Annotated in this window: 9 protein-coding genes; 7 read left to right on the top strand and 2 right to left on the bottom strand. The window is 74.1% G+C overall.

Translation table 11 applies throughout. From position 1 onward, the window contains the following. The 7 genes from AB0Q96_RS24405 to AB0Q96_RS24375 all read left to right on the top strand — a co-directional run. Window positions 1–986 (top strand): sugar ABC transporter permease (locus AB0Q96_RS24405; protein WP_365328838.1); only part of this gene is annotated, 986 nt, incomplete at its 5' end. 7 nt (window positions 987–993) lie between these two features. Continuing rightward, a complete protein-coding gene (locus AB0Q96_RS24400) occupies window positions 994–1,836 on the top strand; it encodes a carbohydrate ABC transporter permease (RefSeq protein ID WP_365328835.1) in 843 nt (280 codons plus the stop codon). A 60-nt stretch (window positions 1,837–1,896) separates the two neighbouring features. Then, window positions 1,897–3,834 carry a cellulase family glycosylhydrolase gene (locus AB0Q96_RS24395; protein WP_365328833.1) on the top strand — a complete coding sequence of 646 codons (1,938 nt, stop codon included), beginning with the start codon at window positions 1,897–1,899 and terminating at the stop codon, window positions 3,832–3,834. Between the two features lie 69 nt (window positions 3,835–3,903). Then, window positions 3,904–5,658: a beta-galactosidase gene (locus AB0Q96_RS24390; RefSeq protein ID WP_365328831.1), complete on the top strand. Its 1,755-nt coding sequence runs from the start codon at window positions 3,904–3,906 to the stop codon at window positions 5,656–5,658. Window positions 5,659–5,747: 89 nt separating this feature from the next. Then, window positions 5,748–8,813: a glycoside hydrolase family 38 C-terminal domain-containing protein gene (locus AB0Q96_RS24385; protein ID WP_365328829.1), complete on the top strand. Its 3,066-nt coding sequence runs from the start codon at window positions 5,748–5,750 to the stop codon at window positions 8,811–8,813. Then, the gene (locus AB0Q96_RS24380; protein ID WP_365328827.1) at window positions 8,810–9,487 is read left to right on the top strand and encodes an HAD family phosphatase; all 678 of its coding nucleotides are present in this window, start codon (window positions 8,810–8,812) and stop codon (window positions 9,485–9,487) included. The genes AB0Q96_RS24385 and AB0Q96_RS24380 overlap by 4 nt, the downstream gene beginning before the upstream one ends. A gap of 63 nt (window positions 9,488–9,550) precedes the next feature. Beyond that, the gene (locus AB0Q96_RS24375; protein WP_365328825.1) at window positions 9,551–9,961 is read left to right on the top strand and encodes a Rid family hydrolase; all 411 of its coding nucleotides are present in this window, start codon (window positions 9,551–9,553) and stop codon (window positions 9,959–9,961) included. A gap of 7 nt (window positions 9,962–9,968) precedes the next feature. Here AB0Q96_RS24375 and AB0Q96_RS24370 read toward each other — a convergent pair whose 3' ends face one another. Further along, complete coding sequence (locus AB0Q96_RS24370) at window positions 9,969–12,533, bottom strand: SpoIIE family protein phosphatase (protein ID WP_365328823.1); 2,565 nt, start codon at window positions 12,531–12,533, stop codon at window positions 9,969–9,971. Next, entirely contained in the window at window positions 12,530–14,623 is a 2,094-nt protein-coding gene (locus tag AB0Q96_RS24365) for a SpoIIE family protein phosphatase (protein ID WP_365328821.1), read from the bottom strand. Before AB0Q96_RS24365 ends, AB0Q96_RS24370 begins: the two co-directional genes overlap by 4 nt. Window positions 14,624–14,660 lie beyond the last annotated feature (37 nt).

The raw sequence follows: 14,660 nt of genomic DNA, 5'->3' as shown, positions 1-14,660 counted from the left end.
GGGGGGGGCCCCGCCCCGGGGGGCCGGGGGCGGGCCGCGGGCGGGCCGCGCGCGGCCGGCGGCCCCGGCCGCCGGCCCACCGGCCCCGCGCGGGCCGGTCCGGATGGCTCGCCTTCGCCCTGCTGACCGCGCCCATGCTGGTCGGCCTGGCGATCTTCAAGTACGTCGCGATCGGCTGGAGCTTCCTGCTCAGCCTCAGCGACGCCCGCGGCAGCATCGCACTCGGCAACTGGGTCGGACTCGACAACTACACCACCCTGCTGGCCGACCGGGCCTTCCGCGACTCCCTGGTGCAGATCCTCGTCTTCACCGCCTTCATCGTGCCGGTCACCTTCGCCGCCTCCCTCGGACTCGCCCTGCTGGTCCACCGGGTGCGGCGGGGCCGGGCCCTGGTGCGCACCGCCTTCCTCATCCCGACGGCCGTCTCCTACGTCGCGGCCTCGCTGCTGTGGAAGATGAGCCTGTTCAACGGCCTGCCCGCCGGCATCGCCAACACGATCGGCGGCTGGTTCGGAGCGGACCCGGTCCCCTGGCTGCAGACGACGTCACCCCCGCTGTACTGGGTCGTCCTCGTCACCCTGCGGCTGTGGCTCCAGGTCGGCTTCTACATGGTGCTGTTCCTCGCCGGCCTCCAGGCCATCCCGAGGGAGGTCCACGAGGCTGCCGTCCTCGACGGCGCCACCGGCTTCAAGATGCTCCGCAGGATCACCCTGCCGATGCTCCGCAACACCTCCGTCGCCGTCCTGATGCTCCTGTTCATCGCCGCCTTCCAGGCCTTCGACGAGTTCTACAACCTCTTCAACAGCGGCCTGTCCGGCACCGGCACCGCCCCCGTCCAGACGCCGCTGGTCCACCTGTACAACACCGCCATGGGCAGCCAGAACTACGGTCTCGGCTCCGCCGGAGCCTTCGTGCTCACCGCCCTCATCGTCGGAGTGACGCTGATCCAGGGCCGGTTCACGGGATTCGGCAAGAGCGAAGGATGAGCCACACATGACCCTTCCCGGACTCTCCCGAGCCCTCCGCCTCGTCACCCGCGGACTCCTCGTCGGCGTGCTGACGGCCGTCTTCCTCGCGCCGTTCTACCTGATGCTGCGCAACTCGCTGATGGACTCCCAGGGCCTGACCGCGCCCGACTGGACGTGGTGGCCCTCGACCAGCCACTTCGAGAACTTCACCGCGCTCTTCGACGACCCCACGGTCTCCATGGCGCAGGCCCTCGGCAACTCGCTGCTGATCGCCGCGATCACCGCCCCCGTCTCCACCCTGCTGGCCTCCGCGGCCGGCTACGCCTTCGCCCGGATCCCCGTACCGGGCCGAGGCGTCATGCTGGCCCTCGTGGTGGCCACCCTGATGATCCCGGGCTCGGTCACCTTCGTGCCGACCTTCGTCGTCGTCGGCTCCATGGGCGGCGTGAACACGCTGTGGGGCATCATCGTGCCGGGCCTGTTCAACCCCTTCGCGGTCCTGCTGTTCCGCAACTTCTACCTCCAGTTCCCGGCCGAGATCGAGGAGGCCGGACGCCTGGACGGCCTCGGCTGGTTCGGCCTGTACGGGCGGATCGCCCTGCCGAGCTCCGGGGCGATGCTCGCCTCGCTCGGCGCCCTGTCCTTCATCGAGAGCTGGAACTCCTTCCTGTGGCCGCTGGTCATCGGGCAGGACCCGTCGGCCTGGACCGCGCAGATCGCCCTGTCGACCTTCCTCACGTCCCAGACCGTCAACCTGCCGGGCCTCTTCGCCGGCGCCGTCGTCACCATCACGCCCCTGGTCGTCATGTTCCTGGTCGCCCAGCGGTACATCGTCGAAGGCATCGCCACCAGCGGCCTCAAGGGCTGACGCACCCCCCCCACCGTTCCACCAGAGCAGGCACCACACCCCCCTCCACAAGGAGCCCTCGTGATACCTGGCACACTGCTCCGACGCGCGACCGCGGCCCTGGCCACGGTCTCCGCGCTGCTCATCGGCGCCCCCGCCGCGGACGCCTCCCCACCCACCGGGCCCGCCCTCGCGGCAGCGCCCACCGTCCTCACCGGGCCACAGCTCGCCGCCTCCTGGACCGGACCGCTCAGCACCCGCGGCCGGTGGATCGTCGACGCCTCGGGCAACCGCTTCAAGCTGAAGTCCGGCAACTGGGCCGGCGCCCAGGGCACCTACGAGGGCAGCGGTGACGTCAACGACGTCACCAACCACCAGGCCGACCAGATGTCGCACAACATCCCCCTCGGCCTCGACCGCACCCCGATCGACCGGATCCTGGCCGACTTCCACGCCCTCGGCCTCAACAGCATCCGGCTCCCGTTCGCCAATGCCCTCGTGCACGACACCGTCCCCGTCCCCGACTCGGCGGTCACCGCCAACCCGCAGCTCAAGGGCAAGACCCCGCTCCAGGTCATGGACTCGGTGGTCGCGGCGCTCACCGCCGACGGCTTCGCGGTCGTCCTCAACAACCACACCACCAGCTACCGCTTCTGCTGCGGCCTCGACGGCAACGAGCGCTGGAACAGCGGCCAGTCCACCCGCCAGTGGATCGACGACTGGGTGTTCCTCGCCAAGCGGTACCAGAACAACACCCGCGTCGTCGGCGCCGACCTGCGCAACGAGGTCCGCCGCGACACCTGGAACGACACCAACTGGGGCTGGGGCAACGACTACGACCTCAACAAGGCCTTCGAGGAGGCCGGCAACGAGATCCTCCAGGCCGACCCGGACCTCCTGATCGTCATGGAGGGCATCAACTGGCAGGGCATCCCGACCGACGTCTCGCCCCACGGGCGCCCCATGCTCACCCCGGTCGCCACCCTCTCCAACACCCTGATCCGCTCCGACAAGCTGGTGTACGCCGCGCACTTCTACAGCTACACCGGCCCGAACCACACCGGCGCCACCGGCACGGGCGAGACCCACGACCCGCGCTACCGGGAGCTCACCCCCGAGCAGCTCGCCAAGGCCGTCGACGACGAGGCCCTGTTCGTGACCCGCGAGGGCCAGCACTTCACCGCCCCCGTCTGGATCAGCGAGTTCGGCGCCGGCGGCCGGGGCCCCGTCGACGCCTTGGAACGCGCCTGGTTCGCCCGCTTCACCGACATCCTCGTCCGCAACGACTCCGACTTCGCCATCTGGCCCCTGGTCGGCTGGACCAACGCCGCCGGCACACCCCAGGACACCTGGGCCATGGTCAACTACAACGCGGCCGGCGCCCGGCTCGGCGTCCTCGACCCCGGCGACTGGCGCGCCGCCGACTGGACCAGGCTGGTCGAGGCGCCCGCCCGCTCGGGCCGCGTCGACGTCACGCCCCGCTGGAACATGCTCAACCTGGACTACGGCGACAACAACGTCTCCGCCACCATGCTCGCCAAGCCCGACTGGTCGGCCGGCAACCGCAAGGGCAACTGCCCCGACACCCAGCGCCTGGTGGGACTCGGCCGCAGCGACGGCCGCGGCCTGTGCACCGACGCCGGACAGCCCGCCAAGGCCGCCGGCGCCTGGACCACCGTCTCCGACGAGCGGTACGTCACCGGCGACTGGGCGAGCGGCTACAACAAGCTGCAGTGCCCCGACCGCACCTTCGCCGTCGGCTACAGCGTGAAGAGCAACGCCATGTCCGGCCTGCTCTGCGCCCCGGCCACGGCCACCCTGCCCACCAACGGGCGCGTGCTCTGGTTCGACCGCGGCGACAACCGGCCCGCCACCGGCGGCTCGAACGCCAGCGACTGGGCCCCCGGCTACTACAAGGGCCAGTGCGCCGACGGCGAGTACCTCGCCGGAGTCGCCTTCACCTGGAAGTGGAACCACGCGGGCGTCCCCGACGCCCTGCTGTGCCGGCCGCTCGCCTGATCACCGGCCCGACGCGCACCCGATCCACCTGAACACGTTCCACTGAGCTCCCCGAGGAGTACCACCGCCATGCCCCGACTGGAGATCGCCGACGACGGCTTCCGTCTCGACGACCGGCCGTTCCGGATCGTCTCCGGCGCCCTGCACTACTTCCGCGTCCACCCGGAGCAGTGGGCGGACCGCCTCCACAAGGCACGGCTCCTCGGCCTCAACACGGTCGAGACCTACGTCCCGTGGAACCTGCACGCCCCGCGCCCCGGGGAGTTCCACCTGGACGGGGGTCTCGACCTGCCCCGCTTCCTCGACCTGGCCGCCGCCGAAGGACTCCACGTCCTGCTCCGGCCCGGCCCCTACATCTGCGCGGAGTGGGAGGGCGGCGGCCTGCCGTCCTGGCTGCTCGCCGAGGACGACATCGTCCTGCGCAGCCGCGACCCGCGCTTCCTGAGCGCCGTCGACGCCTACCTCGGCGCCCTCCTGCCCCCGCTCCACCGCCACTTCGCCGGCAACGGCGGCCCGATCATCGCCGTCCAGCTGGAGAACGAGTACGGCGCCCACGGCGACGACACCGCCTACCTGGCCGCCCTCGCCGACCTGCTCCGCCGGCACGGCGTCGACGTCCCCCTCTTCACCTGCGACCAGCCCGCCGACCTGGCCCGCGGCGGCCTCGACGGCGTCCTCGCCACCGCCAACTTCGGCAGCCGCGCCACCGAGGGCCTCGCGGCCCTCCGCGCCCACCAGCCCCGGGGCCCCCTCATGTGCTCCGAGTTCTGGATCGGCTGGTTCGACCGCTGGGGCGGCATCCACACCCGCCGCGACCCGGCCGGGGCCGCGACCGAGCTCGACACGCTGCTCGCCGCCGGAGCCTCCGTCAACATCTACATGTTCCACGGCGGCACCAACTTCGGCTTCACCAACGGCGCCAACGACAAGGGCACCTACCGCCCCACCGTCACCTCCTACGACTACGACTCCCTCCTCGACGAGGCCGGCGACCCCACCGACAAGTACCGGGCCTTCCGCGAGGTCATCGCCCGCCACGCCCCCGTGCCCGACGAACCCGTCCCCTCGGCAGCCCCCAAGGCCGCCTACGGCACCGTGGAACTCCCGTACACCGCACCCCTGCTGGCCCAGGCCGACGCCCTCGGCACCCCCGAGAAGTCCGGCCGGCCTCTCACCATGGAGGAGCTCGGCCAGTCCTTCGGCTTCGTCCTGTACGAGACCGAGCTGACCGACCCGGGACCGGCACTGCTGCACGCCGAAGGGGTCCACGACCGCGCCCAGGTCTTCGTCGACGGGCAGCCGGTCGGCGTCCTGGAGCGCGAGAACCACGAACACGCCCTCACCTTCACCGTGCCCCGGCCGGGCGCCACCCTCACCGTCCTCGTCGAGAACCAGGGCCGGGTCAACTACGGGGCCGCCCTCCACGACCGCAAGGGCCTCCTCGGCCACGTCACGGTCAACGGACACCCGCCCGCCGCCTGGCACAGCCGCGCCCTGCCCCTCGACCGCCTCGACACCCTCACGTACACCCCCTTCGACCCCGGGACGCCGCCCGTCGGGCCCGCGTTCCACCGCGGCACCCTCACCGTCGACGTGCCCGCCGACACCTACCTCCACCTCGACGGCTGGACCAAGGGCCTGGCCTGGATCAACGGCTTCCCGCTCGGCCGCTACTGGTCCCGCGGCCCGCAGGCCGCCCTGTACGTCCCGGCGCCCGTCCTGCGCGAAGGCGACAACGAGCTCACCGTCCTCGAACTGCACGCCTCCACCGGCCGCCACGTCCGGCTGAGCGACACCCCCGCCCTGGGCCCCACCGAGGAGTGACCCGCCGCGCGCCGGCCACCGCCGCGCCCGCCCGTGCCGTTCCCCCGCCCTGACCGCCCGCCTGCCCCGACCGCCCCGACGGAGCCGCCATGCACAGCAACCGACGTCTGATCGAACAGCGCCTCGACCGCGTCCTGAACCAGCGCATCCGCCCCGCCGCCCACGCCCGGACCACCCCGCTCCAGGTGCGGATCTGGGACGTCCCCGGCGAGCCCGTACCCGTCGCGGAGGGCCTGACCGCCCCCTACCGGCCCGTCGACCTCGGGCACCGCTGGGGGCCGGCCTGGACCACCAGCTGGTTCGAGATCAGCGGGCGGGTGCCCGAGGAGTGGGCGGGGCGGCGGGTCGAGGCCGTCGTCGACCTCGGCTTCGACGTGACCGGCGCGGGCTTCTCCACCGAAGGGCTCGTCCACCGGCCCGACGGCACCGTGATCAAGGCCCTCAACCCGCGCAACTCCTGGATCCCCGTCGGCGACCCGGTCACCGGCGGCGAGACCTTCACCTGCTACGTCGAGGCCGCCGCCAACCCCACCGTCCCCTTCCCCGGCGAGGGCCAGCACGCCCCGACCCTCGCCGGCGCCCGCCCCGGCTGGCTCACCGGCGGCGACGCCCGCCGGGGCGCCGGCGAGGACCCGCTCTACCGGCTCCGCCGCGCCGACCTCGCCGTCTTCGACCGGGACGTCTGGGAACTCGCCCAGGACCTCGACGTCCTCGGGCAGCTCATGCACGAGCTGCCCGAGGGCTCCGAGCGCCGCTGGCAGATCCTGTACGCGGTCGAGCGCGCCCTGGACGTCGTCGACCTCCAGGACATCGCCGGGAGCGCGCCCGCCGCCCGCGACGCCCTGCGGCCCGCGCTGGCCGCCCGCGCCGCCGACAGCGCCCACCGGGTCTCCGCCGTCGGCCACGCGCACATCGACACCGCCTGGCTGTGGCCGCTGCGCGAGGCCTCCCGCAAGGTCGCCAGGACCGTCTCCAACGTCACCCAGCTCATGGACGACCACCCGGACTTCCGCTTCGCCATGTCCCAGGCCCAGCAGCTCGCCTGGCTCAAGGAGCGCCGCCCGGAGATCTACGCGCGGGTGCGCGAGAAGGTGGCGGCCGGGCAGTTCCTGCCCGTGGGCAGCCTGTGGGTGGAACCCGACACCAACATCACCGGCGGCGAGGCCTTCGCCCGGCAGCTGGTCCAGGGCAAGCGCTTCTACGCGCGGGAGTTCGGCGTCGAGACCGAGGAGATGTGGCTCCCCGACACCTTCGGCTACAACGCGGCGATGCCCCAGCTCATGAAGCTGGCCGGGGTGCGCTGGTTCCTCACCCAGAAGATCTCCTGGAACACCACCAACAAGTTCCCCCACCACACCTTCTGGTGGGAGGGCATCGACGGCACCCGGATCTTCACCCACTTCCCGCCCGCCGACACGTACAACGCCGAGGTCACCCCGGGCGAACTCGTCCACGCCGTCCGCAACTTCCAGGACAAGGGCGCCGCCAACAGCTCCCTCCTGCCCTTCGGCTACGGGGACGGCGGCGGCGGCCCCACCCGCGAGATGCTCGCCCGCGCGGAGCGCCTCGCCGACCTCGAAGGCGCCCCCAAGGTCACCGTCGAACCGCCGGCCGACTTCTTCGCCCGCGCCCACGCCGAGTACCCCGACGCGCCCGTCTGGCTCGGCGAGCTCTACCTCGAGTTCCACCGGGGCACGCTCACCAGCCAGCTGCGCACCAAGCAGGGCAACCGGCGCAGCGAACACCTGCTGCGCGAAGCCGAACTGTGGGCGGCGACCGCGACCGTGCGGACCGGCACCCCGTACCCGTACGACGCCCTCGACCGGCTGTGGCGGACCGTCCTCCTCCACCAGTTCCACGACATCCTGCCCGGCTCCTCCATCGCCTGGGTGCACCGCGAGGCCGAGGAGACCTACGCGGCCGTCACCGGCGAACTCGACCGGCTCGTCGACACGGCCCAGCGCACCCTCGCCGGCCCCGGACCCGGCACCGTCGTCTTCAACGGCGCCCCCTTCGGCCGCGGCGGCGTCGACGCCTTCGCCGCCGCACCCCGCGCCCACGACCCCCACCCGCCCGTCGCGCCCGCGCCCCACGGCACCGGGCACGTGCTCGACAACGGCCTGGTGCGCTTCGAGATCGACGCCCGCGGCCTCGTCGTCTCGGCCGTCGACCTCGCCGCCGGCCGCGAGGCCCTGGCCCCCGGCACGGCCGCCAACCTGCTCCAGCTCCACCAGGACTTCCCCAACGAGTACGACGCCTGGGACATCGACGCCTTCTACCGCAACACCGTCCGCGACCTCACCGAAGCCGAGTCCGTGACCGCCACCGCCGACGGCGTCCTCGTCCTGCGCGCCTTCGGCGACTCCCGCGTCCGTCAGCTGCTCTCCCTGCGCGAGGGCGCCCGCCGCCTCGACATCGACACCGAGATCGACTGGCACGAGCGCGAGAAACTCCTCAAGGCCGCCTTCCCCCTCGACGTCCGCGCCGAGCACTCCACCGCCGAGATCCCCTTCGGCCACGTCAAGCGCCCCACCCACACCAACACCAGCTGGGACGCCGCCAAGTTCGAGATCTGCGCCCACCGCTTCCTCCACGTCGGTGAACAGGACTGGGGCGCCGCCCTGGTCAACGACTCCACCTACGGACACGACGTCACCCGCGACGTACGCGAGGACGGCGGCACCACCACCACCGTCCGCCTCACCCTCCTGCGCGCCCCCCGCTTCCCCGACCCCGACGCCGACCAGGGCGAGCACCGGCTGCGCTACGCCTTCGTCGTCGGAGCCGGCGTCCCCGACGCCGTCCGCGAGGGCTACGCCGCCAACCTGCCCGAGCGGACCGTCCCCGGCTCCGCGCCCGTCGCGCCCCTCGTCGGCACGGACCACGCGGGCGTCGTCGTCGAGGCCGTCAAGCTGGCCGACGACCGCTCCGGCGACGTCGTCGTCCGCCTCTACGAGGCCCACGGCGCGCGCGCCCGCACCGTCCTCACCACCGGCTTCCCCTGGACCGGCGTCACCGTCACCGACCTCCTGGAACGCCCCCTCGACACCGACGCACCCGAGACGCCGGCCACGACGGGCGACCGCGCCCTCCCCCTGACCCTGCGCCCGTTCGAGATCCGCACCCTCCGCTTCACCCGGGAGGCCGGCGCGTGAGAGCGGTCCTCTTCGACATGGACGGCACCCTCGTCGACACCGAACGCCTCTGGCAGCAGGCCGTCGAGGAGGAGGCCCGGCGGCTCGGCCGCACCCTCGGCGACGCGGACATCGCCTTCGTCCGGGGGCGCGCGATCGAGGACACCGCCGCACACCTCGCCGCGCTCCCCGGCGCTCCCGCCGACCTGCCGCGGCTCACCACCGCCCTCGGGGAACGCTTCGCGGAACTCGTCCGGGGACAGGTCGTCCCGCTGCCCGGCGCCCTGGACCTGCTGGCCGCGCTCCGCGCCGCGGGCGTGCCCACCGCCCTCGTCTCGGCCTCGCCCCGGCCCGTCGTCGACACCGTCCTCGACACCCTGGGACGCCACTGGTTCACCACCTCCGTCGCCGAGGGCGAGACCCCGCGCACCAAGCCCGCCCCCGACCCGTACCGGGCCGCCGTCGCCACCCTCGGCCTCACCCCGGACGAGTGCGTGGCCGTCGAGGACACCCCGACCGGGGTCGCCTCCGCCGAAGCGGCCGGCTGCGCCGTCGTGGCCGTCCCCTCCCTCACCCCCATCCCGCCGGGCCCGCGCCGCCGGGTGGCCCGCAGCCTGCTGGACGTGGACCTCGCGCTGCTGAGGGAGGTGGCGGCGGCCCCGGGAAATCCCGTCGAGCGCGCGGGCGATCTCTGACAGGGTGACCCCGTCCGCAAGGCCACCCGATCCGCCCAGCCCTCACTCCCCGAAGGGACCTCCATGCCGAGTGCCGTCGAGCTGATCCGCTCCGCCTCCCTCTCCGACGTCGCCGAGTACGCCTACGCGGCCACCGCTCCGGCCGAGGCGCGGCTGATCTTCCTCGCCGGGGCCTGCCCGCTCGACGAGGACGGCGCCACCGTGGCCGTCGGGGACGTCGCCGGCCAGGCCGCCCGGGCCGTGGCGAACCTGCGCACCGCCCTCGCGGACGCCGGTGCCACCCTGCACGACGTCATCAGCACCCGCGTCCTCGTCGCCACCCACCGGCAGGAGGACCTGGTCAGGGCGTGGGAGGTCGTCCGCGACGCGTTCGGCACCCACGACGTGCCCAGCACCCTCATGGGCGTGACGGTGCTCGGCTACCACGACCAGCTCGTGGAGATCGAGGCCGTCGCGGCGGTGCTCGACTCCTGAGCACCCGTCAGCGCGGCAGCTCCTGCTCGGCCCAGATGGTCTTCCCGCGACGGCTGTAACGGCTGCCCCAACGGGTCGTCAGCTGGGCCACCAGGTACAGACCCCGGCCGCCCTCGTCGGTCAGCCGGGCCCGGCGCATGCGCGGGTGGGTGGCGCTCGGGTCGGACACCTCGCAGATCAGCCGGCCGGCCCGGATGAGGCGCACCTCGACCGGGCCGCCCGCGTACCGGATCGCGTTGGTGACCAGCTCGCTCAGCACCAGCTCGGTCGTGAAGACGAGGTCTTCGAGGTCCCAGGCCCGCAACTGCGCCGCCGCGGCCTCGCGCACCTGCCCGACCGCCGCCGGATCGGCCTCCACCGGCCAGGAGACCGCGTCCTCCGGCGGGACCGTGCGGGTACGGGCCAGCAGCAGGGTCACGTCGTCCGCGAGCCCGACGACGGGCCGGCCCGTCACGATCTCCCGGCCGAGCTCCCGCAACGGGCGCGCCAGGGCCCCGGGCCGGGCCAGCCGGGCGGCCAGTTCGGCCATGCCCGCGTCCAGGTCGCCGTCCCGGCCCTCGATCAGTCCGTCGGTGTACAGCGCGAGGACGCTGCCGGGGGCCAGCTCGACCTCCGTCGCCTCGAACGGCAGCCCCCCGACGCCCAACGGCGGTCCGGGGTCCACCGGCAGGTACGAGACGTGGCCCGCCGGATCCGCCACCGCCGGCGGGGGATGCCCGGCGGACGCCACCGAACAGCGCCGCGAGACGGGATCGTAGATCGCGTACGCGCAGGTCGCCCCCGTCGTCGGGGAGGCGTGCCGGTCCCGCCACCCGTCGGCGTCCGGGTCGTCCCCCTCCAACGGGTCCACCGGGTCCGCCCGGTCCGAGGCGTCCTCGGACTCGGCGGGCAACTGGGCGACCAGGTCGTCCAGATGGGCGAGCAGCTCGTCGGGTTCGAGGTCGAGGTCCGCGAGCGTGCGCACGGCCGTACGCAGCCGGCCCATGGTCGCGGTCGCCGCCAGGCCGTGCCCGACGACGTCCCCCACGACCAGGGCGACCCGCGCGGAGGACAGCGGGATCACGTCGAACCAGTCCCCGCCGACCCCGGTCGCGGTCCCGGCCGGAAGATAGACGGCGGACGTGCTCGCCCCGGGCGTCTCGCTCTGCGTCGGCGGCAGCATGCTCCGCTGGAGCCCCACGGCGGCCCGGTGCTCCCGCGTGAACCGCCGGGCGTTGTCCAGCGCGAGGGCGGCCCGCCCGGCGATCTCACGGAGCAGATCCCGCTCGGCCGTCTGGTAGGGCCCCCGGTCGGCGTTCCGCCCCAGCGACACCCGGCCGAGCACCATGCCGCGCGCGCGGAGCGGTGCGGTCACGGTCATCGGGTAGCCGCCGACCGCCCGGGCGTCGGCGCGGGGCCCGGTGAGCGGGCTGTCGTCGGCGCGGACGGCGGCCAGGACGACGTCGGCGGGGAGCACGGGGACGGAGTCCGCGGGGTCCGCGCTGGCCGGGTCGCTCTCGGCGGCTCCGCCGCCCGCCCCGCTCGCCCCGCTCGCCCCGCTCCCGGCGGGTCCGGCGGGTCCGGTGGGTCCGGCAGATCCGGTGGGTCCGTCCGTCGCTCCGCTCGCTCCGTCGCCGGCCGTCTCCGGGAGCCGTCCCGCCACGGCGGTCCGGCGCAGCAGCAGGCGGCCCTCGCGGTCGGGTACCGGCTCCTCGCCGTGTGCGACGCCGTCGGCGATCTCCACGACGGCCAGGTCGCCCAGACCGGGCACCAGCGCGGCGGCCAGTTCCCGGCCGGTGTCGGTGACCGACAGGGAGCGCCCGACGGACGCGGTGGCGCGGTGCAGCAGGGCGAGCCGCTCGGCCGACCTGCGCAGTTCGGTCACGTCGGTGAACAGCGCGGTCAGTCCCAGGACCTGTCCGTCGGGGGACTGGAGCCGGAACGCCGAGATCGAGATGACGACGCCGCCGCGCGGGTCGTCGGTGGTGCGCAGGACCTCCTCCACCCCGATCAGCGGCGCGCCGGTGCGCAGCACCCCGCGGAGCTTCTCCTCGATGGCGTCCGCGTCGCCGGGCCACAGGAAGTCGCCGAGGCGGCGCCCCCGCAGGTCGGGCGGCACGCCCGAGTACGGCAGGAGGTGGGTGTTGGTCCGCAGCAGCCGCAGTCCCGGATCGAACACGGCGAGCCCGACCCGGTCCTGGAGGAACAGTTCGCGGACGAACGCCCGGTCCTGGTGCTTGCGGACGGCCCGGGCCATCGGGGTGGCCAGCACCAGGCAGCCGGCCGGACCGCCGTTCCCGGCGAGGTCGAACGCCCGGAAGACCACCGGCAGTTCCGCGCCCCGGCCGGTCCGCAGGACCGCGTCGCCGCGCCGGAGACCGGCCCGGTACGCGGCGGCCAGCCTCGGCCAGGCCGAGGGGTCGGCGAGGAGCGCGCGGGCGGAGTGCCCGACGACATCGGCGGCGGACCGGCCGATCAGGGTCCCCGCCTCCGGCGTCCAGCCGTCGATCCGGCCCCGGCCGTCGAGCAGGGCGGCGGCGCTGTCCTCGGTGAAGGGCGGCAGGCCGTCCTCCGGCAGGCGCGCGTCGTTCACGGTGCCCCCTTTCCGTGCGGCTGCCCGGCGCGGGCGATCAGCAGCGCCACGTCGTCGTGGTCGTCGGACCCGCGCAGCGCGCCGAGCAGCAGGTCGCAGGTCTGCTCCAGGGGGAGCGGGGGGCGGTCCAGGAGGTCGGTGAGGGCGTCGAGCCGTACGTCGATGTCCTGGTCGCGGGTCTCGACCAGGCCGTCGGTGTACAGGACGAGGTCGTCGCCCCTGCCGAACGGGATCTCCAGGGTCTCGAACGGGACGCCGCCGACGCCCAGGGGCGCACCCGCGGGCAGGTCGAGCAGCCGGGGTGCCCGCCCGGCGGCGACGTGGACGGGCGGCGGGTGCCCGGCGTTCGCGATCCGGCAGCTCCCGCTGTACGGGTCGTACACCGCGCACACGCAGGTGGCCATGGCGTCGTCGAGGTCGGCGGCGGTGAGGTCCAGGTGCTCCAGGACCACGGCCGGCGCGAGCCCGAGCGCGGCGAGGGTGCGGGCGGCGGTGCGGAACTGCCCCATGGTCGCGGCGGCGTTGATGCCGCTGCCCATCACGTCGCCGACCACCAGCGCGGTCTTGCCGTCGGGCAGCGGGATCGCGTCGAACCAGTCGCCGCCGACCTCGACCGACTCGGAGGCGGGCTGGTAGCGGTAGGCGACGTCGAGGCCGTTGAGCCGGGGCGGCCCGTGCGGCAGCAGGTGTCGCTGGAGGGCCAGGGCGGCCTGGCTCTGGTGCCGGTACCAGCGGGCGTTGTCGATGGCGACCGCCGCGCGGGCCGCCAGTTCCCCGGCCAGCAGGACGTCGTCGTCGTCGAACGGCACGGAGTTGCGGGCCCGCTTCAGGTCCAGCACGCCGAGGACCACGCCGCGGGCGCGCAGCGGGACGGCGAGGTAGGAGTGGATGCCCGCAAGACGCAGCAGCGCGGCGGCGCCCTCGCCGCGGGCGATCCGGGGGAGGTCGGCGTCGGTGACGTGTCGTACGACGACCGGGCGGCCGGTGCGGGCGCACTGGGTGACGAGCCGCTCCGCGCCGTAGCGGGCGGGCTCGCCGACGGGGTCGGCGGCCTCCTGCGCGGGCGTGGTGTACGCGGCCTTCACGGCGAGCGCCCGGAACACGGCCGGGCCCGAGGTCCGGGCGGGCCCGGCGTGCGGGCCGGTCAGGATGGACTCCAGGACGTCGACGGCGGCGATGTCGGCGAACTCCGGCACCACCAGGTCCGCGAGCTCGCGGGCGGTGAGGTCCAGGTCGAGGGTGGTGCCCACCCGTTCGGAGGCGTCCGCGATCACCGCGAGCCGGCGGCGGGCCCGGGCCGCGGTCCTGGCCGCCTGGTGCTGGTCGGTGACGTCCCTGACCGCGACGGCGACCCCCATGACCTGTCGCTCGGGCGTCTGCAGCCGGTAGAGCGAGACCGACCACATCCGCTCCACGCCGTCGGGTCCGGTCACGCCCCGCACGCTCCGGGCGAGGACCGACCGCCCCGTCTCCAGGACCTCGCGCAGTGCCGCCTCCAGGGCCTCCGCGTCCGGCGAGGCCACCGCCTCCGGGATCGTGCGCCCCTGGTGGGCTTCGGCGGCGAGGCCGTCGATCCGTTCCAGCGCCGGGTTGACCAGGACGAAGCGGAGACCGTGATCCAGCACGGCGAGGCCGATCGGGGAGTGGGTGACCAGGAGCGAGGACAGCGACAGGTTCTGCTCCACGCCCCGGACCGTGGCCCGGTCGGAGGCGAGCCCGAGGGCGTACGGGCGCCCGTGCTCGTCCTGGACCCGGGTGTTGCGGAACTCCACCAGGATCGTGCGGCCGTCCTTGTGTCGTACGGGGAAGACGCCGGCCCAGGGTCCGGCGCCCGACATCACGCGGGCGAACAGCGAGCGCACCGCTTCCCGCTCGTGCTCCTCGACCAGCAGCGTGACGGCGGGACGGCCGAGGGCCTCGGCCGTCGGGTAGCCGAAGACCCGCTCCGCCTGGGGGCTCCACAGGACGATCCGTCCGCGCTCGTCAAGGACGACGGCGGCCACCCCGAGCACGTCGAGGAGACCGCCCGGCTCCATGGCGAGATCGCCGTCCGCCGGGTCCGGGCCGGCAGGGAAGGCCGCCGCGCTCATCCAGACCGTGTCCCTCCTCCACCCCGCAGCCCCTCCA

This window comes from Streptomyces sp. NPDC093111, assembly GCF_040683955.1.
In the GTDB taxonomy this organism is placed as follows: Bacteria; Actinomycetota; Actinomycetes; order Streptomycetales; family Streptomycetaceae; genus Streptomyces.
This window is presented reverse-complemented; position numbering and strand designations above follow the sequence as displayed.